This is a genomic window from Arthrobacter sp. UYNi723 (assembly GCF_054057635.1).
Window position 1 is genome coordinate 36,245 of record NZ_JBSRZM010000010.1, and the last position, 24,923, is coordinate 61,167.

Below are 24,923 nucleotides of genomic sequence, written 5' to 3' on the forward strand. Positions count from 1 at the left end.
ACCGGCTCACGGGGCCCAGGCCTCGCCATTTCACAGCCGGAAAGGACAGGCCACGAGAGTGCCGGAAACAGCGACCCCCCTCAGTGCCACGCGCGCCGCGCCACGTTTCCGTCCGCAACGTCTCCTGGGCCTACTGCCAGCATTCCTCCTTCTCACCGGTTGTATCGCGGACCCCAGCCCTGAGCCCAACCTGACGGCAAACTCCAGCGCTGCCGCCACCGGCTCCCCCGGGGCACCTTCCACCAGCGCGCCCCTGGAAACAACACAGTCCTCGAGTAAGGCACCGGTCTACTGGATTGGCCGAAGCAACAGCAACGTGTTCCTGTACCGGGAGTTCCGGGACGTGCCGGAGCAGGAGAATCCAGTGACCCGCGCCCTGCGGGCCATGATGTCCGAGAAGCCGCTGGACCCGGATTTCTTCACGCCCTGGCAGAATCCCGAGAAACTCGCCTCGTCCATCTCCGGCAAGAACATCATTACTGTCGACATCTCGGAGGATGCCTTTAACAGCAATCTCGACGCCGACATGGCCGGCCGCGCCATTCAGCAGCTGGTCTTTACCGCTACGGCAGCGGCTGCGAGTTCCGGCCTGATCGATTCCGGCCAGCAGATCCAGGTCAGGATCCTGGTGGATAGCCACACCGACTACGTCGCCTTCGACCACGTCCAGCTTGGCGACCCCATGTCCCGAGCTGCCGGAATGGTGGCGCCCGTGTGGATCATCGATCCGCAGGAAGGGACTGACCTGGCCGGCGGAAGCGTCAAGATCACCGGCCGCAGCACCGTTCCGGGCGGTAAGCTCCGCTGGCAGATCCTGCGGGCCGAAGCGAACGGGAACAAGACGCCCTACCTGACCGGGGAGACCACTGCAGCTGCCGAAGCCGCCCAGTCCGGGGTGTTCACGCTTGCCCTTAGCCTGTCCGCCGGGAGTTACGAGCTCCGCGTTTCGCAGGTGGATGCGGCCGGCAGCGGCCAGGAGCTGAATGTGGATACGCGGAACTTCAACGTCCGGTAGCAGCCTGGGCAGCAGGCCGCCTCAGGATGCCGGGGCTGTCCAGCGTCCCAGTACGTCGCTCGCCAGAACAACCGCTGCCGGTCCGGCCGTGGATGACCTCAGGACGTGGTGTCCCAGGAGCGCCGTCACGGCGCCGGCGTCGCAAAGCCGGGTGATTTCGCGGGGACTGATTCCGCCTTCCGGGCCAACGATGAGCAGAATCTCCAGGGGCCCGGCGTCAGCCTGGGTGCCCTGCCATGATTCCAGGACAGACCGGAGCGGCCGGACCGCGTCTTCGTGCAGGATTACGGCCAGATCCGCTGCCGCCACGGCCGCCGCAAGGCCAGGGGTTTCGACGGCGGCGCGCACCTCGGGGATCCAGGCGCGGCGTGCCTGCTTGGCGGCGGCAGTGACCACGGACTGCCATTTTGCGTGGGCCTTGGCCGCGCGCTCACCCTTCCAGCGGACAATTGATCGCTCGGACTGCCAGGGAACTACGGCATCAATCCCGAGTTCGGTTGCCGTTTCCACGGCCAGTTCATCCCGGTCCCCCTTGGCCAGGGCCTGCACCAGCACCAGCCGGATGTCGGGCCGGTCCTCCACAACGAGGGCGGAGCATTCCACGGTGAGCTCCGCGGGCGACGCCGAGACAACAGTTCCCGTCAGCCGCCTTCCGGCGCCGTCGGCAATGTCCACTGCTTCTCCGGGAGATAGCCGTTTTACGGTCACGGCGTGGCGTGCCTCCGGCCCTTGAAGGACAAAACGGGCACCGGGCACGAGCTTGTCCAGCGACCCGGCACCGCTGAAGAAAACGGGATTGCTCACCGCTACAGGTTACCGAACCGGTCCCGCAGCTTGGCAAAGACGCCGCCACTGGCAGCCAGTTTGCCTTCCGTGAACTGCTCGCCCCGCAGCTTCGCCAGCTGCCGCAGGAGATCCTCCTGCGCGGCATCCAGCTTGGCCGGCGTCTCCACCTGCAGATGGACCATCAGGTCCCCGCGGCCGTAACCGCGCAGGTGCGTCACGCCGAGTCCACGGAGCGTGATGATCTCCCCTGACTGCGTCCCTGCCTTGACGTCGATTTCCTGCAGCCCGTCAAAGGTTTCCAGTGACAGCTCGGTGCCCAAGGCGGCGGCAGTCATCGGGATGTGCAACGTTGCGTGCAGGTCGTCACCGTCGCGTGCGTAGGTGGCGTCGTTGTTGACCCGGAGTTCCACGTACAGGTCCCCGGACGGTCCGCCGGCCGGGCCTGCTTCGCCCTGCCCGGAGAGCTGGATCCGGGTGCCCGTGGCAACACCGGCCGGCACCTTGATGGTGAGCGACCGCCGGCTGCGGATGCGGCCTTGGCCGCTGCATTCGTTGCAGGGGTCCTTGATGACCGTCCCGAAGCCTTCGCAACTGCCACACGGGGCCGCCGTCATGACCTGGCCCAGGATGGAGCGCACCGCGCGCTGGACCTGGCCGCTGCCGCCGCAGATATCGCAGCGCACAGGGTGGCTGCCTTCGCGGCAGCATGACCCGTTGCAGGTGGGGCAGGTGACGGCTGTGTCCACTTCGAGTTTCCGGTTGACGCCGAACACGGCATCGCGGAGTTCGATCCGTACGCTGATCAGCGCGTCCTGGCCGCGGCGGACCCGGGAAGCGGGGCCGGAGGTGCCGCCGGCCCCGAAGAACGTGTCGAAGATGTCCTGGAACGCGAAGCCCTGGCCGGAGTATCCGCCGCCGCCGAACCCGTTGTCGGTGCCGTTCTCGTTGCCGGTGGTGTCATAGATCCGGCGCTTCTGCGGGTCCGAAAGTACCTCGTAGGCATGGGTCACGGCCTTGAAGCGGTCCGATGCATCGTCCCCGGGGTTTACGTCCGGGTGAAGAGTGCGGGCCAGCTTGCGGTAGGCCTTCTTGATCTCTTCCCCGGTGGCTTCCGGCGAGACTCCGAGGACGTCGTAGTGGCTGCTCAAAGTTCGTATCTCTTCCTTGTTGTACTGCCGGCAGCCGGGCTGCCGGCACTGCTCTACGTGCCTGGACCGCGGTGCTGTTACGGACCCAGAATTCTTGAAAGGTAACGGGCTACTGCCCTGACGGCGGCCATGGTGGTGGGATAGTCCATCCGGGTGGGGCCGAGCACACCGATCTTGGCAGTGCTGTCTGGTCCGTAGCCCGTGGCCACCACGGAGGCTTCCGCGAGCCCGTCGTACGGGTTTTCACGCCCGATGCTGACTGCCACGCCCCTCGGATCCTGCGCCATGTCGCTCAGGAGGCGCAGCAGGACAACCTGCTCCTCGAGCGCTTCCAGGACCGGTCCGATACTGAGCGGAAAATCCACATTGGAGCGGGCGAGGTTCGCCGTTCCGGCCATGACCATGCGTTCCTCGCGGCTGCTGTGGGCGAGCGTTTCCAGCCCGTGGGCCAAAGCCTGGGCCGCCGCGCGCTGGCCCGGGCTGACGGACGAAACGACTCCCGGCAGCGAGGGGGTCAGCCGGCTCAGCGAGATGCCCGCGAGTGATCCCAGGAAGTGTGTCCGCAACGCGGCGATGGCGTCGTCGCCGAGGTCCTGGCCGACGTCGATCACGCGCTGTTCGACCTTGCCGGTGGTGGCGATGAGGACCACCAGGACCTGCCGGGGCGCGAGCAGGACGAATTCGATGTGGCGGATGGTGGCGCGGCTCAGATGCGGATACTGCACTACGGCGACCTGGTTGGTCAGCTGCGACAGCATCCTGACGGTCCTGTCCAAGACGTCGTCCAGATCGTCTGCGCCCTCCAGCAGCGACTGGATTGCACGCCGTTCCGCGTGGGAAAGCGGCTTTACCGCTGAAATCTGGTCCACAAACAGCCGATAGCCTTTGTCTGTGGGGATCCGTCCCGCGCTGGTGTGCGGGGCCGTGATCAGGCCGTCGTCTTCCAAGGCCGCCATGTCGTTGCGGATGGTGGCACTGGACACGCCGAGGTGGTGGCGTTCCACGAGCGCTTTTGAACCTACTGGCTCGCGGGAGTGCACATAGTCCTCCACGATGGCGCGCAGTACTTCGAGTTTGCGCGGCTCGCTCATACTCCACCTCCATCCGTGGTCACTGCAGGGTTAGCACTCGACATGCCTAAGTGCTAACAGTCTAATATGAGTCACCCCGTTGTTAGCATTGGTACCGCTCCGGGCGAAATTCCGGGCCAGGATCTAGCGGCAAGGCGGAATCAATCCATGCAGTACCAGAACTGGGGTCCGCAGGAGATCACCGCGCCCGTGAGAAGCGAACTCCCTGAGGTCCCCGTGGAACGTGGCATGGTTCTCGAAGACGCCCAGTCAGGCTGGGTGGGAGCGGTGACCCGGGTGGAGAAGTCCGGTGGCATGCATGTAGTGGCCCTCGAAGACCGGCGCGGCAAGTCCCGGTCCTTCCGGCTGGGCTTCGGGTTCCTCCTGGAGGGGCAGCCCATCCGGCTCGTTCCCCCGGCGCCCCGGCAGGCCGCCCCCGTGGCCGCCGGCCGGACGGCGTCCGGCTCAGTCCGCGTGGCCGGCCAGCGTGCCCAGGTGGCCAAAGCCAGCAGGATCTGGGTGGAGGGAAAACACGACGCCGAACTCGTGGAAAAAGTCTGGGGTGACGATCTCCGCGTAGAGGGCATCGTCGTCGAGCCTTTGCATGGCATTGATGACCTGGCGGGGGCGGTAGCCGCATTCGGTCCCGGTCGGGGGCGGCGGCTGGGGGTCCTGGTGGACCACCTGGTGCCGGACTCGAAGGAGTGGCGCATCGCGGCTGCCGTGATGGCCTCCCCCGGCGCGGCGGGGAATGTCCTGATCGTCGGGCACCCTTACGTTGACGTGTGGCAGGCCATCCGGCCCGCTGTACTGGGCATCGAAGAATGGCCGGTGGTGCCCCGCGGGCAGGACTGGAAGACCGGAATCCTGGCAGCGTTCGGCTGGCCGCACTCCACCAAGGAAGACATCGGGCTTGGCTGGCAAAAGCTCCTGGGGGCCGTCCGCAGCTACGCGGACCTGGAAGCATCACTGCTCGGGAGAGTGGAGGAAGTCATCGACTTCCTGACAGTGCCTTAACGCCGGATTCGGCTCCTGTCGGCAGCATTTGGTGGCTGAACCAGTATTCTTGGTACTGCGGAGGCTGCAGTTGCTTCAGTCCGGCATTCTCCAACCCAGCACCATTGCACTTTCGAAGGAAGAAAACCGTGGCACAAAACGCACGCGAGCACCGGGACGACCACGGCGGCCAGGGCCGTTCCGAGTACCAGGGCGTTCCGGCGAATGCGCTGCCCCTGACGGCCAGCGAAGACCGCCAGTGGGCCACACTGGCACACTTCGGCGGGATCCTCGGCTGTGTTCCGTCACTGCTGATCTACCTGATTTTCCGTGAGCGCGGGCCGTTTACCGCCCAGGAATCCAAGGAAGCGCTGAACTTCAGCCTGCCGCCCACCATTGCGGCGCTGGTGGCCAACCTCCTGGTGTTCATTCCGGTGGTGGGAAACATCTTCGCCGTCATCGCCACCCTGATCTGGATTGCCCTGACCTGCTTCTCCGTGGCCGCAGGTATCCATGTCAACAAGGGCCAGCCCCACCGCTACCAGTACAACCTGCGCTGGATCAAGTAGTCCCCACCCGCACCATAACCTCGCAGGCTCGGCCAGGGAACCCTGCGGGCGTGGGCCCACCAGTCAGTCCGGCAGGATCCTGCGGACCACAGCGTCGGCCAGCAGGCGGCCCTTCAGGGTTAATACCAGCTTGCCGTGGAAGGCAGCCGGCGGCTCCACCAGGCCGTCGGCAATGAGCCCGGCCACGGCGTGACGGCCGTGTTCGCCCAGCGTTGACGTTGCCAGCCCCGACACGAGCCGGGCCTCAAGCATCACGCGCTCCACGTCGCGGGTTTCGGCGTCGAGGGTTTCCCGCCCGGCGGCCGGTGACAGGCCCTGAGAGAGCCGTCCGGCGTAGGCCGTGGGGTGCTTGACGTTCCACCACCGCACTCCGCCGACGTGTGAATGCGCACCTGGTCCGATGCCCCACCAGTCGTCCCCGCGCCAGTACGCGAGGTTGTGCCGGCATGCCTGCTCCGGCGTCCGGGACCAGTTGCTGACCTCATACCAGCTGAGGCCTGCAGCGCCGATCAGCTGGTCGGCGAGTTCGTATTTGTCGGCGTGGTCGTCGTCGTCGATTCCCGGGACTTCACCACGGCGGATCTGGGCGGCCAGCTTGGTGCCGTCCTCCACGATCAGCGCGTAGGCACTGATGTGGTCCGGCTGGTAGGACAGGGCCGTCTCCAGCGAGAACCGCCAGTCCTCCAGGGACTCCCCCGGCGTCCCGTAGATAAGATCCAGGCTCACGGCCAGTCCGGCATCGCGCGCCCATTGCACCACCTGCGGCACGCGGCTGGGCGTGTGCGTGCGGTCCAGGACCTTCAGGACGTGGGGAACGGCAGACTGCATGCCAAAGGAAACCCTGGTGAAACCAGCATCGGCCAGCACCTGCAGGGATGCAGGGGTGACCGAGTCCGGGTTTGCTTCGGTGGTCACTTCGGCGCCGGGTTCCAGGCCCCAGTGCCCGACGGCGGCCGTCAGGATCCGGGCGAGGTCTTCCGCAGGGAGCAGCGTGGGGGTGCCGCCGCCGAAAAAGACTGTGCTCAGGGGCCGGTCCGGAAGACCCGAGTCCCGCAGGACCGTGGCCGCAAAATCCATTTCGGACACGGCTGTGGTGGCGTAGGCGTCCTGGGAGGCTCCGCCGCCCAGCTCGGTGGCGGTGTAGGTGTTGAAGTCGCAGTATCCGCAGCGCACCGCGCAGAACGGGATGTGCACGTACAGGCCGAAGGCCCGGTCCGCCGCACCGTCCACTGCCTGGGCGGGCAGCAGACCGTCCGACGGCGCGGGGTCGCCGAGGGGAAGAATGCTAGGCATTGCAGGGGCGTCCGGTGTTGCCGGCCACTGTCATCACTACTTCTTGGCCTTGTCCTTGGACTCGTCGGTGGTCAGCGCAGCGATGAAGGCTTCCTGGGGTACCTCAACGCGGCCCACCATCTTCATGCGCTTTTTGCCTTCCTTCTGCTTCTCCAGCAGTTTGCGCTTCCGGGAAATGTCGCCGCCGTAGCACTTGGCCAGAACGTCCTTGCGGATGGCGCGGATGCTTTCCCGGGCGATGATCCTGGAGCCGATGGCAGCCTGGATGGGCACTTCGAACTGCTGGCGGGGAATGAGCTCGCGCAGTTTGCCGGTCATCATCACACCGTAGGCATAAGCCTTCTCACGGTGCGTGATGGCAGAGAAGGCATCCACCTGTTCGCCCTGGAGCATGATGTCCACCTTGACCAAGTCGGCCACCTGCTCGCCGTCGGCCTTCCAGTCCAGCGAACCGTAGCCCCGGGTCTTGGATTTGAGGATGTCAAAGAAATCGAACACGATCTCAGCGAGCGGCAACCGGTACCGGATTTCGACCCTGTCCTCGGACAGGTAGTCCATGCCGCCAATAACACCGCGGCGGCTCTGGCAGAGCTCCATGATGGCGCCCACAAACTCATTCGGCGCCAGGATGGTGGCAGCCACCATTGGCTCGCGGACCTCTGCGATCTTGCCGGAAGGGTATTCGCTGGGGTTGGTCACATGGACCACCTTCTTGTCCTCCAGCGTCACCTCGTACTCCACGTTGGGGGCAGTGGAGATCAGGTCAAGATTGTATTCGCGTTCGAGCCGCTCCCTGGTGATTTCCAGGTGGAGCAGGCCGAGGAAGCCGACGCGGAAGCCGAAGCCGAGCGCGGCCGACGTTTCGGGCTCGTACACCAGCGCGGCGTCGTTGAGCATCAGCTTCTCCAGCGCATCGCGGAGCACCGGGTAGTCCGTGCCGTCCAGCGGATACAGGCCGGAGAACACCATCGGCTTGGCATCGGCATAGCCTGGAAGGGAGGCAGTGGCAGGCTTGGCAAGGTTGGTGACGGTGTCGCCGACCTTGGACAGGCGGACGTCCTTCACACCGGTGATGAGGTAGCCCACTTCGCCAACGCCGAGACCCTTGGAGGGGGTGGGCTCCGGGGAGCTCACCCCGATCTCGAGGAGTTCGTGGGTGGCCCGGGTGGACATCATCTGGATGCGTTCACGGGGGTGGAGCATGCCGTCAATCACACGGACGTAGGTGACCACACCGCGGTACGTGTCGTAGACCGAGTCGAAGATCATGGCGCGCGCGGGGGCGTTCGGGTCCCCCACGGGGGCCGGCAGGTCGCGGACGATCTTGTCCAGCAGGACCTCGACGCCCATGCCGGTCTTGCCGGAGACGCGGAGCACGTCGTCGGGGTCGCCGCCGATCAGGCTGGCGAGTTCGGCCGCGTACTTCTCAGGCTGGGCTGCCGGGAGGTCGATCTTGTTCAGTACCGGGATGATGGTGAGGTTGTTTTCCATCGCCAGGTACAGGTTGGCGAGGGTCTGGGCCTCAATGCCCTGCGCCGCGTCAACGAGCAGCACTGCGCCTTCGCAGGCGGCCAGCGAACGGGACACTTCGTAGGTGAAGTCCACGTGGCCGGGGGTGTCGATCATGTTCAGCGCGTAGCTGGTCCCGTCAAGTTCCCAGGGCATGCGGACCGCCTGGGATTTAATGGTGATACCGCGTTCGCGCTCAATGTCCATGCGATCCAGGTACTGGGCCTTCATATCGCGGGACTTGACCACCCCGGTGAACTGCAGCATGCGGTCAGCCAGGGTGGATTTACCGTGGTCAATGTGCGCGATGATGCAGAAATTCCGAATGATGGCCGGATCAGTCGCGGCGGGCACCGGGGCGGTGCGGGCCATGGGAGACACGCAGGGTCCTTACTGTTGACATTCGTGCGACCCCCGCCAGGACGCACCGAAGGCACCCTGCGGCTGGACCGCACATTTGGAACCTCCAGTCTCCCACGTCCGGGCGCATCGTATTGCATTCAGGTCAAACCCGGCACGGTGGCCCGGCGGTAGTCTTGGCCCATGCCTATCAACCTCCGTTCCTTGGCCAACGCTGTCCGGACTTCCGTCAGGGTCCTGCAGAAGTTCCGTACTGGGGCAACCGGATCTGCCGGACCGCACACGCTTGCACCGGCCCGCCAGGCGGCGCCGGTGAGGCCGGCCCCGCACGGCGTCTATCCTGGCGACTTTGCCGGCACGGCGTCCATCCGGTACGCCCCGCAGCCCGACGGCAGTCCCGACCCCGGCGAGATTGTGTGGACCTGGGTGCCGTATGAGGAGGACCACACCCGGGGCAAAGACCGTCCGGTTCTGCTGGTGGGCAAGAGCGGACAGTACCTGCTGGGGGTAATGCTCACCAGCAGGGACCATGACCATGCCGGCAACGGATCCGGAGACTACGTGGACATCGGAACTGGCAGTTGGGACCGCCAGCAGCGGCCCAGCGAGGCGAACCTTGGACGGATCCTGCAGATCAGCCCGGACGCCATCCGGCGCGAAGGTGCAGTTCTGGACCGGAAACGCTTCGATCTGGTGGCTGCAGGCATACGGCGCCGACACGGCTGGAAATAGCCCGCCAAATGGCCAGCTTCCGGGGGGTCTGCTATTCTGTATAGCTGTGTGTCCGTGCAGGTCGACGGCCACTGATGGTTGGCCGCCATAGGTATCCCCACGCCGCTCAGTCAATGGCCAATCTGAAAGCCCTCTAGACCATTTCCGCATTAAAAAGAGAGTTCACACGTGGCTAATATCAAGTCCCAGAAGAAGCGCATCCTTACCAACGAGAAGGCCCGCCTGCGCAACAACGCAGTCAAGTCTGAGCTGAAGACGGCCATCCGCGCCGTCAACACCGCCGTTGAGTCCACCGACAAGGATGCAGCTGCCGCTGCCCTGCTTGTTGCCGGCCGCAAGCTGGACAAGGCTGTCAGCAAGGGTGTTCTGCACAAGAACAACGCAGCAAACCGCAAGTCGGCCATCTCCAAGAAGGTCAACGCGCTGTAAGGTTTCCAGTTCACCTGAACTGATGATTGTGGCCGGCACCCGATGGGTGCCGGCCACGCATCTTTAAGCCGCCAGCGTCTCTGCGCCAGAGCCACCTACCGCAGCCGCGATCAGCTGAAGTCAGTGCCCGCGCACAGAGGTTGCGATGACGGTCACCGCATGTTCAACGGCATAGACGGGATCACGCGAAAGGCCCTTGACCTGGGCATCGGCCTCGGCGGTGGCCTGGATGGAGCGCACCAGGCCCTCCGGGGTCCAGCGGCGCACGTCGCGCTGGGCCTGCTCCACGAGCCACGGCTGCATGCCCAGTTCCCGGGCGATCTGCGCCGGGGACCCATGGGCGCCGGCAACTTTGGCCACTGTCCGCAGCTTGGCTGCCAACGCCGCCACCAGCGGAACCGGATCAGCCCCGGTGGCCAACGCGTGGCGAAGGGTGGACAGCGCCACTGGACCGTTTCCGGCCATGGCAGCGTCCGCGACCTTGAAGGCAGTGGCCTCAATCCGGCCACCGTAGTAGCGGTCCACCAACTCCGGGGTCACTGCTCCCGTGGCATCCGCGATCAGCTGGCTGCACGCCGCCGCGAGCTCCGAAAGGTTGGCGCCGACGGCATTAACCAGCGTCTGCACGGCGTCCGAGCTGATCTTGCGTCCGGCGGCCCTGAATTCCGTTGCCACGAAAGTGGCCTTATCCGCATCCTTCTTCAGGGGCTGGCAGTCAACTACCGGCCAACCGCCGGCCTTGACGGCATCGAGGAGCTTCTTGCCGCGGACTCCCCCGGCGTGGCGCAGGACGAGCACCGCCTCCGGCTCCGGGCGGGCCAGATAGGTCAGTGCGTCGGCCAGGAAGGCATCGTTCATGCCTTCAACGCCTTCGACTTCGATCAGTTTGCGCTCGCCGAAGAGTGAGGGGCTGACTTGCATGGCGAGGGTCCCGGCTTCGTACGTTCCGGCCATGAGGCGGCTGACTTCCACGTCGGGAAACGCCGTCCGCACCTGGGCGCGGACATGGTCCATGGCACGGATGCCGAGGTATTCCTCCGGTCCGCCCACCAGGACGATTTCGGCAGGCGTCACGTCCCGCCAGGTGGCCGTGTTGGACGCCGGAGTCCTGGTACGTGTGGTCTGGGCTGCGGCCATGGTGGATTCCTCCCGGAAATTCTGGTGCAGTGTCTAAGCCTGCCACGGTGGGCCGCCGCCACCAAGCCCGGGCCACGCTGGCCTGGCCCGCGCCGGTCCGGCCAGCACCGGGCCAACGTGGCCCCCAGGTGCCGTTCCAGGAGGTCCAACACCGATTCCGTCCGGGCGTGCAGTGCCAGGACCCACGGCAACACCTGACGCGGCCGGACGGCAAGCCACACACCGGCAAAGGTCAGCAGGGAGAGCAGCACCATGGTCAGGAGTCCGAACAGGCCCTCGGGCCAGGGCAGCGCAGCCCCCGGCAATCCTGCCGTGATCCGTGCGGTTCCTGCCACTCCGGCGCTGAAAGTGCCCGCCACGGCGATCAGGACGGTGGCCAGCCACGGCGCGGCAACCAGCAGCGGGACCGCTGCCGTTCCCAGCAATGTCACCGGTGCTACCAGCGGGGCTGCCATCAGGTTTGCAAGCAGCGAGTAGGTGGAAAACTGGGGCTGCAGGAGCACAACCACCGGGCCGCACAGCAACTGCGCGGAGAGCGGGACGGCCCAGGCGGCGGCTGCCCAGCGTGGAATCACTGCAGGGGTCCAGTCAATCATCCGTCGGCCCAGGACGATGATGCCCAGGGTCGCGAGTACCGACAAGAGGAACCCAAAGCTGGTACCGAGGCCGGGGTCGATCAGGAGCAGGCCCATCACCGCGAGGCAGAGGAAACTGAGTCCGCGGCCCGTCCGGCCGCCTGCCAGCGATGCCACGGCGATTGAACCCATCAGCGCGGCGCGCAGGACGCTGGCGTCCGGGCCCACGAGCACCACAAACATTGCCAGGCCGGTCAGCGCCAGTCCTGCCGCGGGGAGCCGGGGCAGGCGGAGGCTGCGTGCAGCGATCAGCAGTGCACCCAGGACCAGGCTGCAGTTCGCTCCGCTGACCGCGGTCAGGTGGGTCATGCCCACCGTTTTCATTGCCGCATTGAGCCCTTCGTCCAGGGCGCTGGTATCTCCGGTGACCATGCCCGGGAGGAGGCCGGCCGGATCGGCGGCAAGGAAGGACGCGGCGGAGACATACCGGACGCGCAGGTCCTTCGCGACCAGCTGCCAGCCCGGGTCGTCGGCATCATCGGCTCCGGCGCTGCTGCCGGTCCCGGAGCCGGCACGGGGTGGCAGCGAGGCCGACAGGACGGCGGTTTCCTGCTGGCCTGCGTCGGGTAGCTTCAGCTTGCCCGCGGTCCGGACCACCTGGCCGGGCACCAGGTCGCCCCAGCCCTTGCCGCCCATGACCACCACCAGGGCACGGGTGCGGATGACGCGGCTGCTGACGGTGACCTGCTCCGTCTGCGCCGTTACCGACCACCGTTCGGGCGGCCCCGAAGTTCCCGGGACCGTCATGGCCCGGGGGGATCCGGTGACTTCCAGGATGGCCACCACAGAGTTGCCGGCTGCGACAGCTTCTGCAAGCGGCCCGTCGTGGCGTTGCGACGAGGAGACGGCCGAATGGGCAGCGGCGGTCGCGGCCAGCACAAGGGCAACTGCGGTGGTCATAAGAAAGCTCCGCCGGCCTGCCACCAGCGCCCGGCCGCGCGGGGCCCGGATCAACAGGCACGTGGCCACTAGCACCATGCCGCAACAGAGCCCCACCAGCGCCACAGGGGTAAGCCAGACGCCGGCGACGGCGGCACTCCAGACGAGGAGGGCGGGCAGTGCCAGCCTGACGTCGGTGCGCCGGCGCGGCGCGTCCGTTGGTGCACTCGATGGCTCCTGTCCCCGGAGTTTCGTCCCGACGCGTTCACCCAGCCTGCGGACCTTCAGCCCCGCGGCCTGGACCCCGGCGGGTGTAGTCATGGCGGACGTATCCACGGGTGCCGGGAGGGCTGCGGGAGCTCCTTGGCCGTGCACGGCTGAGTCAACAAAGCGGCTCCACGGGCTGCGCCTGGCCATCTCAGACGCCTACCAGGGGAAGGAGTGTCTCGAGCATCTTTGGACCCACGCCGTCCACGGCGTCGAGCTCCTCGATCGATTTGAACGGGCCGTGTTCCTTGCGCCAGTCCACGATCCGCTGCGCCAGCACGGGCCCAACCTTCGGCAGGGCGTCCAGTTCTTCGACGCCTGCTGTGTTGAGGTTGACCTTTCCTCCTGCTGACGCGGTCCCACCGCCGTCAGTCTCCTCCCCCGGTCCCCCGGGTGGGCCGGACGAACCGGCGGGGATTTCTTCGCCGGCCTGGGGAACGTAGAGCTTCTGTCCGTCCGTCAGCACGGCAGCAAGGTTGAGGCGGTTCAGGTCTGCTGTGGGTGTGCCGCCGCCTGCCGCGGCGACCGCCTGGTGAACCCGGCTGCCGGCGGGCAACTGCACTACCCCGGGCACGGCGACGGCGCCGGCCACATGGATGATGACAGTGCCGGCCTGTGGACTTTCCGCGGGCAGTTCAGGCGGCCCCGCCCCGTGGGGCTCCTGGCTTTGGGTTTCTTCCCCCGCGCTCAAGCCGCCCTGGGCAGAGATGTCACTCAGTGGCATGACTTCGGGCTGACCGGCGGCCACCTGTGACCAGAACCAGGCGCCGCCCAGCACCGCGAGTGCGGCGATAAGCAGGGCGACCCGCGGGCCCACCCGCCATCTCAGCGCCGGTCCTGTCCTGCCTGTAGCGGCAGCGGACTCATCAGCAGCCCCCGAAGCGGCGTCGTCACCGGATAAGTGAGTACCGCCGTCGTACTCAAAGACCTTTTCGCCGCTGCCGGTGAGCAGAAGCCCCGGGCCGGCTCCGAGCGTGGACTGCAGCCGGTCCCGGGCATGCCGGGCCCCCTGGCGTGCTGCTCCAGCGTCCCGGCGTGACATGCTCCCAACGCTAGGGATACAACGCCGCCGGTGACAGGCCGAGCCTGCCCTATGTGGAAACTGCGGGGAGCTCCGGCTCCGAGTTCCGCACAGTTGGGCCGCTCTCCCCCACGATCACCGCGAGCACGCCAAGTCCCGCGTGGGCTGCCAGGACAGCGGGCAAAGAGCTGATCTGGGCTGGCGGACAGCTTGGCAGGTCCGCGGACAGCCTGGCTGCCAAAGCTTCTGCCTCAGCCGGATTCCCGAAGTGGTGGACGGCGAGGCGGGCCTGGCCGCGAGGGCGCGACGCGGCGTCCGCTGCGGCCAGCTCCTCGAGCCGGGCGACAGCTTTTGCAGCCGATCTGACCTTTTCCAGCGGCACGATCTTTCCGTCGTCGACGGCAAGGATAGGTTTGATGGCGAACATGGTCCCCAGCAGCGACGCGGCCGCGCCGATCCGCCCGCCCCGGCGGAGCTGTTCCAGGCTGGGCACGTAGAAATAAACCTTGGTTCGCGCGAACTGCTCCGCCGCCGCGGCGGCTACTGCTGTGGCATCACGCCCTTCGGCGGCTGCTGCCACCGCGGCCTGCACACCCATGCCCAGGGCCATGCCCACAGTGCCGGAGTCGAGGATTTCCACGGGGATGGTCACGCGGCTGGCCGCCAGCCGCGCCGCATCCGCCGTCCCGGACAAGCCACCGGAAATGTGGATGGAGACCACGCTTTCGTAGCTCAGGCGTTCGGCTGCACGGAAGACCTGTTCAAACTGTCCGGGTGACGGGCGGGACGTCTTGACCGAAGTTCCACTGGCGAGTGCCAGCGCAATGGTTTCGGTGATGTCGTCTTCGCCCTCGCCGTAGATTTCCGCGCCCACCATAACAGGCATCGGGATGACAGTCAGGCGTCCGTCCCCTGCACAGGCATGCACCCAGTCGGCCGGCAGAGCTGAGGCAGAATCGGTCACCACCGCGGTACGGACGACGACGGCGGGCGGGGTGGAGGGTACGGCCGCACCGGGGCGCGGCGCAGGACGGAGGGCAGCCAGACGCTCCCGGAGCCAGAGCCACGCAGCGGCGTCACGGTCGGGCAAGAGTGCCTCCTGGTTTAGGGCCGGCCACCGGTTGGGCCCGGCGGCCGGTGCCCCGGACTAGGCCGGGACGATGTTGACCAGTTTAGGCGCTCGCACGATCACCGTGCGGATGCCACGGCCGTCGAGCGCGCGCTGGACGTTTTCGCTGGCCAGCGCCAGTTCCCGCAGTTCGTCTTCGCCGATCCCGGGCGAGACTTCGAGGCGGTCACGGACCTTGCCCTGGACCTGGACCACCGCGGTGACGGTCTCCTGGACCAGCAGCGCTTCGTCGTGCACCGGCCAGCCGGCGTTCGCCACGGACGCCGGGTGACCGAGGACGTTCCACATGTCCTCCGCGGTGTACGGCGCGAACAGGCTCAGGATGACGGCGACGGCTTCCGCCGCCTCCCGGACGGCAGGATCCGCCCCGCCGGCGCCGGCGGCTGCATCTATGGTTTTGCGTGTTGCGTTGACCAGCTCCATCAGCTTTGCCACCACCACGTTGAACTTGTTGGTGTCCAGCAGCGCGGCGGCGTCAGCGATGGTGCGGTGCGTGACGGAGCGCAAGGCACGGTCACCGGCGGTCACATCGGCGCCAGGCTCGCTGGTGACGTCCTGCGCCAGGCGCCAGGCACGGGCCAGGAACTTTGCGGAGCCCGAAGGCGAAACGTCCGCCCAGTCGACGTCGTCCTCCGGCGGGGACGCGAAGATCATGGTCAGACGAACGGCGTCCACGCCGTACTTGTCCAGCTGCTCACTGAGGTCAACGCCGTTGCCCAGCGACTTACTCATGGCTTTGCCCCCGTTGAGGACCTGGCCCTGGTTCAGCAGCGCACTGAAGGGTTCGTCGGCGTCGATCATGCCCAGGTCGTGGATGACCTTGGTAAAGAACCGGGCATACAGCAGGTGCAGGATGGCGTGCTCCACGCCGCCCACGTACTGGCCGACCGGCATCCACTCGTTGATCTTTGCCGGGTCGAATGGCCCCTCGGTGTACTGCGGGGAAACAAACCGCAGGAAGTACCAGGACGAATCCACGAAGGTGTCCATGGTGTCGGTATCGCGCTTTGCCGGCCCGTGGCAGTTGGGGCAGTCAACGTTGACCCAGGCCTCGGCGGCGGCCAGGGGGGACGTACCCTTCGGGGACAGGTCCTCGCCGCGCAGGTCCGCCGGCAGCCTGACAGGCAGCTGCTCGTCGGGAACCGGAACCTCGCCGCAGGCAGGGCAGTGGATGATTGGGATGGGTGTGCCCCAGAAACGCTGGCGGCTCAGCAGCCAGTCACGCAGGCGGAAGTTGACGAACTTCTCGCCGGTACCCTGCTTTTCCAGAATGTCGATGGCAGCCGGGATGGCCTCGGCCTTCGGCAACCCATCGAGGACGCCCGAGTTGATCAGGATGCCCTCGCCCGAGGTGGCCTTGCCGGACACAGTGGGATCCTCTTCACCGGTATCCAGCACGGCGCGGACGGGCAGGTCGAACGTCTTGGCGAAGTCGAGGTCGCGCTGGTCATGGGCGGGGACGGCCATGATGGCGCCGGTGCCGTAGTCGGCCAGGACGTAGTCAGCGGCCCAGACCGGAAGTTTTTCGCCGTTCAGCGGGTTGACGGCGTAGCGGCCGGTAAAGACACCGGTCTTTTCGCGTTCGGTGGACTGGCGTTCGATCTCGGTGAGTGCCTTGACCTGTTCGCGGTAGGCGTCCAAGGCGGCGGCGTGCTCCTCAGTGACGAGTTCGACGGCGATCGGCGCGTCGGCTGCGACAACAAAGAACGTGGCGCCGTACAGCGTGTCCGGGCGGGTGGTGAAGACTGTGACGTCCTTGGCGGGCTTGCCACCGACGGCCTCGATCACAAAATTGACGTGGGCACCTTCGGAGCGGCCGATCCAGTTCTTCTGCATCGCCAGAACCCGCTCGGGCCAGTGGCCGCGCAGCTCGTCCATGTCATCGAGCAGCCGATCAGCGTACTCGGTGATTTTGAAGTACCACTGGTTGAGGGACTTCTTGGTGACGGGGGTGCCGCAGCGTTCGCAGGCACCGTTGACCACCTGTTCATTGGCCAGGACGGTCTGGTCCTTGGGGCACCAGTTGACCGGGGAGTCCTTGCGGTATGCCAGGCCCCGCTCGTAGAAGCGCTTGAACAGCCACTGGGTCCAGCGGTAGTACTCGGGGTCCGAAGTGTGCACCCGCCGGGACCAGTCCGCGGAGATCGCGTAACGCTTGAACGACGCCGCCTGGGTGTCGATGTTGGCGTAGGTCCACTCGCTCGGGTGGGCATTGCGCTTGATGGCGGCGTTTTCGGCCGGCAGGCCGAAGGAGTCCCAACCGATCGGGTGCAGGACGTCGAAGCCTTTTTGCCGCAGGTACCGGGCCACAACATCGCCCATGGCGAAAGCCTCGGCGTGGCCCATGTGCAGGTCACCCGAGGGGTACGGGAACATGTCCAGCACGTAGCGGCGCTCGCGGGAACCATCATCCACCGGGGTGAAAACCTTAAGGTCTTCCCACACCTGCGGCCACTTGGCCTCCATCGCCGCGAAGCTGTAGGCACCCTCTTCGGGTGTTTCCGCCGCCACTGCTGCTGTTCCGGTCTCTGTCTCCGGCTGAACGCTCACTGCTGCCCTCTTCTGTTCTGTTGTGGCATCGGTGCTGCCACAACGGTCTGATCCCCTCTGCCGCCGGCCCGGAAACATGCCCGGACACACAAAAGCCCCTCTCCATGGAGGGGCAGCCGCACGGCAATCCGTTTGTTTCCGGACACCGGGCGGCTAGCTAAGCAGAAGGATCGCACGCATAGGACTACTTTAGCCTACCCACTGCAGGTGGGCCGGCCCAGGCTAAGGGAACGCGCCAGTCCGGGACGGGCGCAGGGGCGCGTGCGGGTGGTCGAGGGCCCCGAGGATTTCTCCAGTTCCAGACCGGCGAGATCCTCGTGGCCAGTGCCGGCACCGTCGAAGTGGACAGTGCCGCCGGGCCCATTAGATAGCCCAGATCTCTTCGCCAAAGAGAACCCTGAAACAGCGTGGCTCAATGGGGTAGATTCTACCCTTGCCAACCCAGCGCAATCAGTCCACAGTATTGTCAAGTCTGTGGGGAAACAAGACGGTCTCAGGTCGAGGAGCCTGACATGTATTCTTGGCGTTTATGTCCCGCACAACGTTGTGATGGACTGAAGAATCCGCCCTTCACCCCTGCGAAGAATTAGCGAGGGACTGACCGTGTTTGGCTGGGTTATCCGGTTCAGCATGCAGTTCCGAATCTTGGTTCTCGCCCTCGCGGCGGGCCTTATTACTTTTGGCATCGTGAACGTTCCACATATGGCCGTGGACACCATGCCGGAGTTCGCCCCCGCACAGGTAGAGATCCAAACTGAGGCCCTAGGGCTCTCCGCGGTTGAAGTTGAGCAGCTTATTACCGCACCGATGGAAGCAGACCTCCTCAACGGGGTGGCCTGGCTGGACGAGATCCGCTCGAAATCCGTCCCGGGGCTGTCGTCCATCGAACTGGTCTTCGAGCCCGGCACGGACCTCCTCCGCGCACGCCAGTTGGTCGCGGAACGGATGACGCAGGCGCACGCGCTGCCTAACGTCTCATCGCCGCCGCTGATCATGCAGCCCATGTCCTCCACCAGCCGCGTGCTGATGGTCAGGATGAACTCCAAGGAGCTCTCCGGCATTGAGATGTCGGTCCTGGCCAGATGGAAAATCAAGCCGCGGCTGATCGGAATCCCGGGCGTGGCGAACGTGTCCATCTGGGGCCAGCGCGAACAGCAGCTGCAGGTTGAGGTCACTCCGACGCAGCTGCGCGACAAAGGCATTACCCTTGAGCAGCTAATTAAGACCACAGGCAACGCGGTCTGGGTTTCGCCGTTGAGCTTCCTGGAGGCTTCGACGCCCGGGACCGGCGGTTTCGTGGAGTCGCCCAACCAGCGCCTTGGCATCCAGCACGTCCTTCCCATCCGCACGCCAGCCGACCTGGCCAAGGTCAGCGTGGAGGACACGGACCCGCAGTTGCTCCTGGGCGACATTGCCCAGGTCAAGGAAGACCACCAGCCGCTGATCGGTGACGCCGTTGTTGGGGCGGACGCCGGCCTGATGCTGGTGATCGAGAAGTTCCCCGGCATCAGCGCCCTGGAGGTCACCCGTAGTGTTGAGGCGGCCCTCAAGGACATGGAGCCGGGCCTCACGGGGGTCCAGATCGACACCTCTGTCTTCAGGCCTGCGACCAGTGTTCAGGACTCCGTCAACAGCCTCGGCCTGGCGCTCCTGATCAGCCTGCTGATTGCGGTAGCACTGTTTTGGCTGCTGTTCCGGTCCTGGCGGGTCGCCGTGATCGCACTCGTGGCCATCGCCACTACCGTCACGACGGCGGCGGTGGTGCTGTTCGCCCAAAACGCAACACTGAATATCACCGTCCTGATGGGAGTTCTGCTCGGCACGTCCGTGATCGTGGGCGACATCGTGGAAGACGTTCAGGCCCACCGACGACAGCGCGCCGTCCGCGAGGCGACGGACGCCGAGGCTACCCCGAGGTCGCGCCGCAGCTACATCGTCCGCGGGGTCCGCACACCGCTGTTCCACGCATCGCTGATGATGGTGGTTGTCCTCATTCCGACCCTCTTCGTGACTGGAGTAGGCGGCTCGTTTCTTTCGCCGCTTTTCTGGTCGTTGGCGCTGACGCTGGCCGCCGCCCTGATCGTAGGCTTGTCCGTCACACCGGTTTTGGCGTTTTTCCTCCTTCCGTCCAAGTCCGCCACCGACAGGGAACTTCCCGCCGTCGGACGGGGGAAGGCGTACTACGACCGCGCACTGGGCGGGGTCAACTCCCGGAAGCCCCTGGCGATTGCGGCCATCGTGGTCGTGGGGATCCTTGGCGTCGCCGCCGGCTCGCAACTGGCAGGAAACCGGCCGCTCGTTCCCACCATGCCCGACCGGACCCTGTTGGTGCAGTGGGACACCATGGCCGGGACGTCCAATGACGAAGTCCGGCGGATCGCTGCCCTGGCCTCCGATGAACTCAGGGCCCTCCCGGGGGTTTCGGGCGTCGGCGGTCACGTGGGACGCGCCATCTCTGCGGATCAGGTGGTTGGCAACAGCTCTGCTGAGCTGTGGGTGTCGATCGCACGGGACGCCAACTTCGGCGAAACGGAGCGGGCGGTACGGGACGTGGTCCAGGGCTACCCGGGCATCGCGCACAACGTGCTGAACTACTCGCAACAGACCGTCGGCGACATGCGCTCCAGCCTGGAGCCGGGATTCGCGGTCCGCGTCTACGGAACGGAAATGCCGGTGCTCCGTGAAAAGGCAGAAGAGGTCCGCCAGGCCCTCCAGAAGATTGATGGTGTGAACAACCCGACCATCGACGCTGCCGCCATGACCCCGATCGTAGAGGTCCAGGTCAATCTCGAGGCTGCCCAAAAGTTCGGCATCAAACCCGGTGACGCGAGGCGCGCCGCTGCGACACTTATGCAGGGCATCGTCGTTGGGAACCTCTTTGAGGAGCAGAAGGTGTTCGAAGTGGTTGTGCGCGGCGCGGTTGGTGTCCGGGATGACCTGACCAGCATCCGTGAACTGCTCCTTGACGCTCCTAATGGCGGCCACGTCCAACTGGGCCAGGTCGCCGACGTGCGCATGGTCCCCAGCGAAGTTGTCATCCAGCATGATGCCACCTCGCGGCGAATCGACGTTGTGGCTGACGTCAGCGGACGCCCCCTGGCAGATATCCAGCGGGATATCGAAGCGGCCATCCAACAAATCCAGTTCCCGCTCGAATACCACGCCGAGATACCCACGAAATACAGCCAGCTGCAGGCTGCAGACACCCTGGTTCATGGACTCGGAATCGCGGCCATCCTGGCTGTGCTGCTCCTGCTTCAGACTGCAGTGCGGAGCTGGAAACTGGCCCTCGCGGTCTTCCTGGCGCTTCCCGCCGCGATGGCGGGGGCAGCAGTCGCCGCATGGATCGGGGCAGAGCCTCTGTCCTGGCTGTCGCTGACTGCGTTTGCGGCCGTGCTGGCCATCGCTGCCCGCAACGCTGCACTCCTGTCCGCGCGTGTTGACGAACTCTGGCGCGAACCTGCTCAGCTGTCCCGCACTGATGTAGTCATGATGGCCGCCCGGGACCGGATTTCTCCGATCCTGAAATCCGCCCTGGTGACGCTCCTCGTGCTGATACCGCCCGCCTTCCTCGGCGGCACGGTAGGCCAGGCGTTGATGCTACCCATGCTGCTGATCATTGCCGGCGGCCTCGTAACCACAACGCTCGTGGGGCTCTTTGTACTCCCGCTACTCACCCTCTGGTTCGGTCCCCGCACCGAGCCGGAAGAGTGGTCAGAGGTCTACGAATCGGAAATTCCAGTTACCCCCGTTATGCCGGAAAAGGTGGAAGTATCATGACCAGCAATAGGCCCCTGCGGCGCCTGCCAGTGGCGGCCGCTGTCTGCGCAGCACTGCTGTTTTCACTGCCCGCCTGTGCTGAACCCTCAGCCATGGCAGAAACCGCATCTGAAGCGGCTGCCACGGTGGAAAAGAATGCCACCACCGGCATCGCACGCATCACGCTGAGCCAGCGGGCGATTGAACGGCTGGAGCTGCAAACTGAGACGGTCAAAGCGGCTCCGGGGGGCGCAGGCCTCCTCTTCCCTTACGCAGCGCTGCTGTACGACGCGCAGGGGAATACCTGGGTCTACATCAACGCCGAGCCACGGGTGTATGAGCGCCAGTCCGTCACCGTGACCAAAGTCGAAGCGGGCGCGGTCACAGCCAGCGTCGGCCCAGCCGTGGGAACGCCAGTGGTAACCGTAGCCGCGGCTGAGCTGTTCGGCGCAGAGTTCGTTACGGGCAAATGACATGCGCCGGATAGTCGCGGCAAGCCTAAGGTTCAGATCGATCATCATTGCGATGGCGGCGGCGCTGATGATGGTAGGCGGCGCCCAGCTCAGCAGTGCCTCGGTAGACGTGTTCCCTGAATTCGCGCCGCCGAAAGTGGAGGTCCAGACAGCCTGCCTGGGACTTACTGCCGCTGAGGTGGAGGAACTGGTATCCGTTCCCATGGAAGAGGCCTTCAACGGCATTGACGGCCTCGCCCATATGCGGTCCAAGTCGGTACCGCAGCTGTCCTCGATTGTGATGGAATTCGAGAACGGCACGGATCTGCTCACTGCCAGGCAGCTGGTGTCCGAGCGGATGGCGACAGTCATTCCCACGCTGCCCACCTGGGCGGCGCCGCCGGTCATGCTGCAGCCCCTGTCCTCCACCAGCCGTGTCATGAAGATCGGGCTGTCCTCGGACACCCGGTCCTTGATCGAGATGTCAATGATTTCCTACTGGAACATCAGGGCCCATCTGCTCCGCGTTCCGGGTGTGGCGAACGTGGCAATCTGGGGCGAACGTCTCCAGATGCTTCAGGTTCAGGCTGACCCGGCCAAGCTGGCAGCAAACAAGGTCAGCCTGGAAACCGTCATGAGTACCACCGCCAACGCCCTCGACGCCGGCCTGCTCCAGTATTCCTCCGGTGCCATGATCGGCACCGGAGGTTCCCTGGACACACCCAGCCAGACAATCGGGATCAGGCATGTCCAGCCCATCACCACACCTGCGGACCTCGCGAAGGTGGCACTGGAGGATCGTGAGGGACAGCCCCCGCTCCAGCTGGGCGACGTGGCAAGTGTGGTGGAGGACCACCAGCAGCTGATCGGTGACGCCGTCATTAACGGCGGACCGGGTCTGATGCTGATCGTGGAAAAACTGCCTTGGGGCAACACCCTCGAAGTGACGCGGGGGGTTGAAGAGGCCATGAAGCAGCTCGAACCCGGCCTGACGGGAATCGCTGTGGACACGGCCATCTTCCGGCCGGCAACCTTCATTGAGGAATCCCTCGACAACCTGGGCGTCGCCCTGCTGCTCGGATGTCTGCTGGTCATCCTGGTCTTGAGTGTCTTCCTCTTCCAGTGGCGGACGGCATTGGTCAGCGTGCTGGCCATCCCGTTGTCACTGGTGGCGGCGGCCCTCGTGTTGTATTGGACCGGCGGCACGATCAACACCATGGTGCTTGCGGGGCTGGTGATCGCCGTCGGAGTGGTGGTGGACGATGCCATCATCGACGTCGAGAATATCGTCAGACGGCTCCGGCACCACCGGGCCAGTGGCGCGACCGGGAGCACCGCCAGGGTAGTGGTCAACGCCTCGCTAGAGGTCCGCGGACCGATTGTGTACGCCACGCTGATCATCGTCGCCGCCACGGTTCCGATCTTCTTCCTGGACGGACTGACCGGGGCGTTCTTCCGGCCGCTGGCCACCTCCTACACGCTCGCGGTGGTCGCCTCCATGCTTGTGGCGCTGACGGTCACGCCGGCAATGGCGTACATCGTCCTGCGAAATGCCAAGCTGGAGGACCGCGATCCGCCCGTGGTCAGGGTCCTGAAGCGCTGGTACGCCAATGCACTCCGGCCCATTGTCCGCCGTCCTGTCCCCGGATACCTGACCCTGGCAGCCGTTGGCGTCGTCGGCATTGTGGCGGCACCACTGCTGGGCCAATCGTTGCTCCCGTCTTTCAAGGAGCGTGATTTCCTCATGCACTGGCTCACGCAGCCTGGCACGTCCAACGCCGAGGAAGTCCGCGTCAGCCAGTTGGCCTGCAGGGAACTCATGACCATCCCCGGAGTGAACAACTGCGGGTCCCACACGGGACAGGCATTCAACGCCGATGAGGTGGTGGGCGTCTACTTCGGTGAGAACTGGATCAGCGTCGACCCCGGGGTGGATTATGACCAAACCCTGGCAGCAGTCGCGGCGGTCGTGGACGGCTATCCCGGAATCCAACGGGACGTGCAGACGTACCTTAAGGAACGCATCCGCGAGGTACTCACCGGAACCGGTTACGCCGTCGTCGTCCGTGTGTACGGGGACGACCTTGCGACGCTGCGCCAGGAGGCAGACAAGATCAAGACCATTCTGGGCGGCATCGACGGAGCCGTCGGCGCGAAGGTTGCCCTCCAGGCCAGCATTCCGCAGATCGATGTGGAAGTGAACATGGACGCGGCTAACCGCTACGGGCTGAAGCCGGGCGATGTGCGGCGTGCCGCGGCGACCTTCGTTGCCGGCGAAGAGGTCGGCGATATTTATCGGGACGGGAAGGCCTACGACGTCCAGGTGTGGAGCCCGCCGGAGGCCCGGACGAGTGTCACGAGCATTGAGAATCTTCCCCTCGATACGCCGAGCGGGCAAAAGATCCGGATGGCTGACGTGGCCAAGATTTCGGTCAAACCCACGCCCAATGTCATTGAGCGTTCGGAGGGATCCAGGCGCATCGACGTCAGTGCCAACGTCAAAGAAGGTGATCTGGCGAAGGTCGTGGAGAAGCTCAATTCCGATATGGAATCTGTCCAGTTCCCGGTCGGCTACAGCGCGGTTGTCCTCGGCGAATACGCCGAACGCCAGGCCGCATCCCAACGGCTGCTGCTCTACTCCATTGGCGCGGTCATCGTCGTCTTCCTTCTCCTGCAGGCTGCTTTCAAGAGTTGGCGGCTGGCCACCCTGGCCATCCTGACCCTGCCGGTGGCACTCGTGGGCGGGGTGATCGCCGCCCACCTCAGCGGCGGAATCCTGTCCTTGGGTTCGCTGGTTGGCTTCCTGACCCTCATGGGGATCGCGGCACGAAACGGCATCCTGCTCATCAACCACTGCCAGCACCTGGAGCAGTACGAGGGCATGCCCTTCGGACCTGCGCTGGTGCTTCGGGGGGCTGCAGAGCGCTTGTCGCCGATCCTCATGACCACACTGGCTACTGCCCTTGCCCTGGTTCCGCTCGTGGTGATGGGGAACATCCCGGGCCACGAGATCGAGCATCCCATGGCCGTGGTGATCCTGGGCGGACTGGTCACGTCAACGCTGGTCAACCTGTTCATCGTCCCCTCGCTGTACCTGCGTTTCGCCAAAGGCGGCCGCGGCCGCCGGCACGGGTCACACGAGCTGGAACCCGCGCCTGCGGTCTAGCAGATCCCCACGAGTATGAAA

Annotated in this window: 18 protein-coding genes; 8 read left to right on the forward strand and 10 right to left on the reverse strand. The window is 65.5% G+C overall.

Features of this window, described 5'->3' with window-relative positions; genetic code table 11:
- Positions 1-58: 58 nt before the first annotated feature.
- Positions 59-1,015, forward strand: coding sequence for a GerMN domain-containing protein (locus tag ACVWY0_RS09825; protein ID WP_485836535.1), 957 nt, complete (start codon positions 59-61; stop codon positions 1,013-1,015).
- Positions 1,016-1,036: 21 nt separating this feature from the next.
- Here ACVWY0_RS09825 and ACVWY0_RS09830 read toward each other — a convergent pair whose 3' ends face one another.
- The 3 genes from ACVWY0_RS09830 to hrcA all read right to left on the reverse strand — a co-directional run bounded on the left by ACVWY0_RS09830 (position 1,037) and on the right by hrcA (position 4,040).
- Positions 1,037-1,819: a 16S rRNA (uracil(1498)-N(3))-methyltransferase gene (locus tag ACVWY0_RS09830; protein WP_485836536.1), complete on the reverse strand. Its 783-nt coding sequence runs from the start codon at positions 1,817-1,819 to the stop codon at positions 1,037-1,039.
- A 2-nt stretch (positions 1,820-1,821) separates the two neighbouring features.
- The gene (dnaJ, locus tag ACVWY0_RS09835) at positions 1,822-2,949 is read right to left on the reverse strand and encodes a molecular chaperone DnaJ (protein ID WP_252607985.1); all 1,128 of its coding nucleotides are present in this window, start codon (positions 2,947-2,949) and stop codon (positions 1,822-1,824) included.
- A 77-nt stretch (positions 2,950-3,026) separates the two neighbouring features.
- A complete protein-coding gene (gene hrcA, locus ACVWY0_RS09840) occupies positions 3,027-4,040 on the reverse strand; it encodes a heat-inducible transcriptional repressor HrcA (protein ID WP_056340133.1) in 1,014 nt (337 codons plus the stop codon).
- Positions 4,041-4,187: 147 nt separating this feature from the next.
- On the opposite strand from hrcA, the gene ACVWY0_RS09845 reads away from it, so the two are divergent.
- Both ACVWY0_RS09845 and ACVWY0_RS09850 read left to right on the forward strand, forming a co-directional pair.
- Positions 4,188-5,036: a DUF3097 domain-containing protein gene (locus ACVWY0_RS09845; RefSeq protein WP_485836537.1), complete on the forward strand. Its 849-nt coding sequence runs from the start codon at positions 4,188-4,190 to the stop codon at positions 5,034-5,036.
- A gap of 128 nt (positions 5,037-5,164) precedes the next feature.
- Positions 5,165-5,584, forward strand: a complete 420-nt coding sequence (locus ACVWY0_RS09850; RefSeq protein WP_252575353.1) for a DUF4870 domain-containing protein — start codon at positions 5,165-5,167, stop codon at positions 5,582-5,584.
- 63 nt (positions 5,585-5,647) lie between these two features.
- Here the strand turns inward: ACVWY0_RS09850 and hemW are convergent, their stop codons facing one another.
- Positions 5,648-6,877, reverse strand: coding sequence for a radical SAM family heme chaperone HemW (hemW, locus tag ACVWY0_RS09855; RefSeq protein WP_485836538.1), 1,230 nt, complete (start codon positions 6,875-6,877; stop codon positions 5,648-5,650).
- 36 nt (positions 6,878-6,913) lie between these two features.
- Positions 6,914-8,767, reverse strand: coding sequence for a translation elongation factor 4 (gene lepA / locus ACVWY0_RS09860; RefSeq protein ID WP_485836539.1), 1,854 nt, complete (start codon positions 8,765-8,767; stop codon positions 6,914-6,916).
- Positions 8,768-8,929: 162 nt separating this feature from the next.
- Between lepA and ACVWY0_RS09865 the strand changes: the two genes are divergently transcribed.
- Both ACVWY0_RS09865 and rpsT read left to right on the forward strand, forming a co-directional pair.
- Positions 8,930-9,478 (forward strand): type II toxin-antitoxin system PemK/MazF family toxin, encoded by a 549-nt coding sequence (locus ACVWY0_RS09865; RefSeq protein ID WP_485836540.1) that lies wholly within the window; start codon positions 8,930-8,932, stop codon positions 9,476-9,478.
- A 168-nt stretch (positions 9,479-9,646) separates the two neighbouring features.
- On the forward strand, positions 9,647-9,907 hold the full coding sequence (gene rpsT / locus ACVWY0_RS09870) for a 30S ribosomal protein S20 (RefSeq protein WP_056340153.1): 261 nt from the start codon (positions 9,647-9,649) through the stop codon (positions 9,905-9,907).
- A 120-nt stretch (positions 9,908-10,027) separates the two neighbouring features.
- Here the strand turns inward: rpsT and holA are convergent, their stop codons facing one another.
- From holA to leuS, 5 genes are all read right to left on the reverse strand, one after another.
- Positions 10,028-11,044 (reverse strand): DNA polymerase III subunit delta, encoded by a 1,017-nt coding sequence (holA, locus tag ACVWY0_RS09875; protein WP_426985687.1) that lies wholly within the window; start codon positions 11,042-11,044, stop codon positions 10,028-10,030.
- The gene (locus ACVWY0_RS09880; RefSeq protein WP_485836541.1) at positions 10,978-12,879 is read right to left on the reverse strand and encodes a ComEC/Rec2 family competence protein; all 1,902 of its coding nucleotides are present in this window, start codon (positions 12,877-12,879) and stop codon (positions 10,978-10,980) included. Before ACVWY0_RS09880 ends, holA begins: the two co-directional genes overlap by 67 nt.
- A 97-nt stretch (positions 12,880-12,976) precedes the next feature.
- On the reverse strand, positions 12,977-13,867 hold the full coding sequence (locus ACVWY0_RS09885; RefSeq protein ID WP_485836542.1) for a ComEA family DNA-binding protein: 891 nt from the start codon (positions 13,865-13,867) through the stop codon (positions 12,977-12,979).
- A gap of 49 nt (positions 13,868-13,916) precedes the next feature.
- A complete protein-coding gene (locus tag ACVWY0_RS09890) occupies positions 13,917-14,936 on the reverse strand; it encodes a DegV family protein (RefSeq protein WP_485836543.1) in 1,020 nt (339 codons plus the stop codon).
- Positions 14,937-14,993: 57 nt separating this feature from the next.
- A complete protein-coding gene (gene leuS / locus ACVWY0_RS09895; protein WP_485836544.1) occupies positions 14,994-17,525 on the reverse strand; it encodes a leucine--tRNA ligase in 2,532 nt (843 codons plus the stop codon).
- Between the two features lie 630 nt (positions 17,526-18,155).
- Between leuS and ACVWY0_RS09900 the strand changes: the two genes are divergently transcribed.
- The 3 genes from ACVWY0_RS09900 to ACVWY0_RS09910 are packed head-to-tail and all read left to right on the forward strand — an operon-like array spanning position 18,156 to position 24,902.
- A complete protein-coding gene (locus tag ACVWY0_RS09900) occupies positions 18,156-21,305 on the forward strand; it encodes an efflux RND transporter permease subunit (RefSeq protein ID WP_485836545.1) in 3,150 nt (1,049 codons plus the stop codon).
- Entirely contained in the window at positions 21,302-21,757 is a 456-nt protein-coding gene (locus ACVWY0_RS09905) for a hypothetical protein (RefSeq protein WP_485836546.1), read from the forward strand. The genes ACVWY0_RS09900 and ACVWY0_RS09905 overlap by 4 nt, the downstream gene beginning before the upstream one ends.
- A gap of 1 nt (position 21,758) precedes the next feature.
- Positions 21,759-24,902: an efflux RND transporter permease subunit gene (locus ACVWY0_RS09910; protein ID WP_485836547.1), complete on the forward strand. Its 3,144-nt coding sequence runs from the start codon at positions 21,759-21,761 to the stop codon at positions 24,900-24,902.
- Positions 24,903-24,923 lie beyond the last annotated feature (21 nt).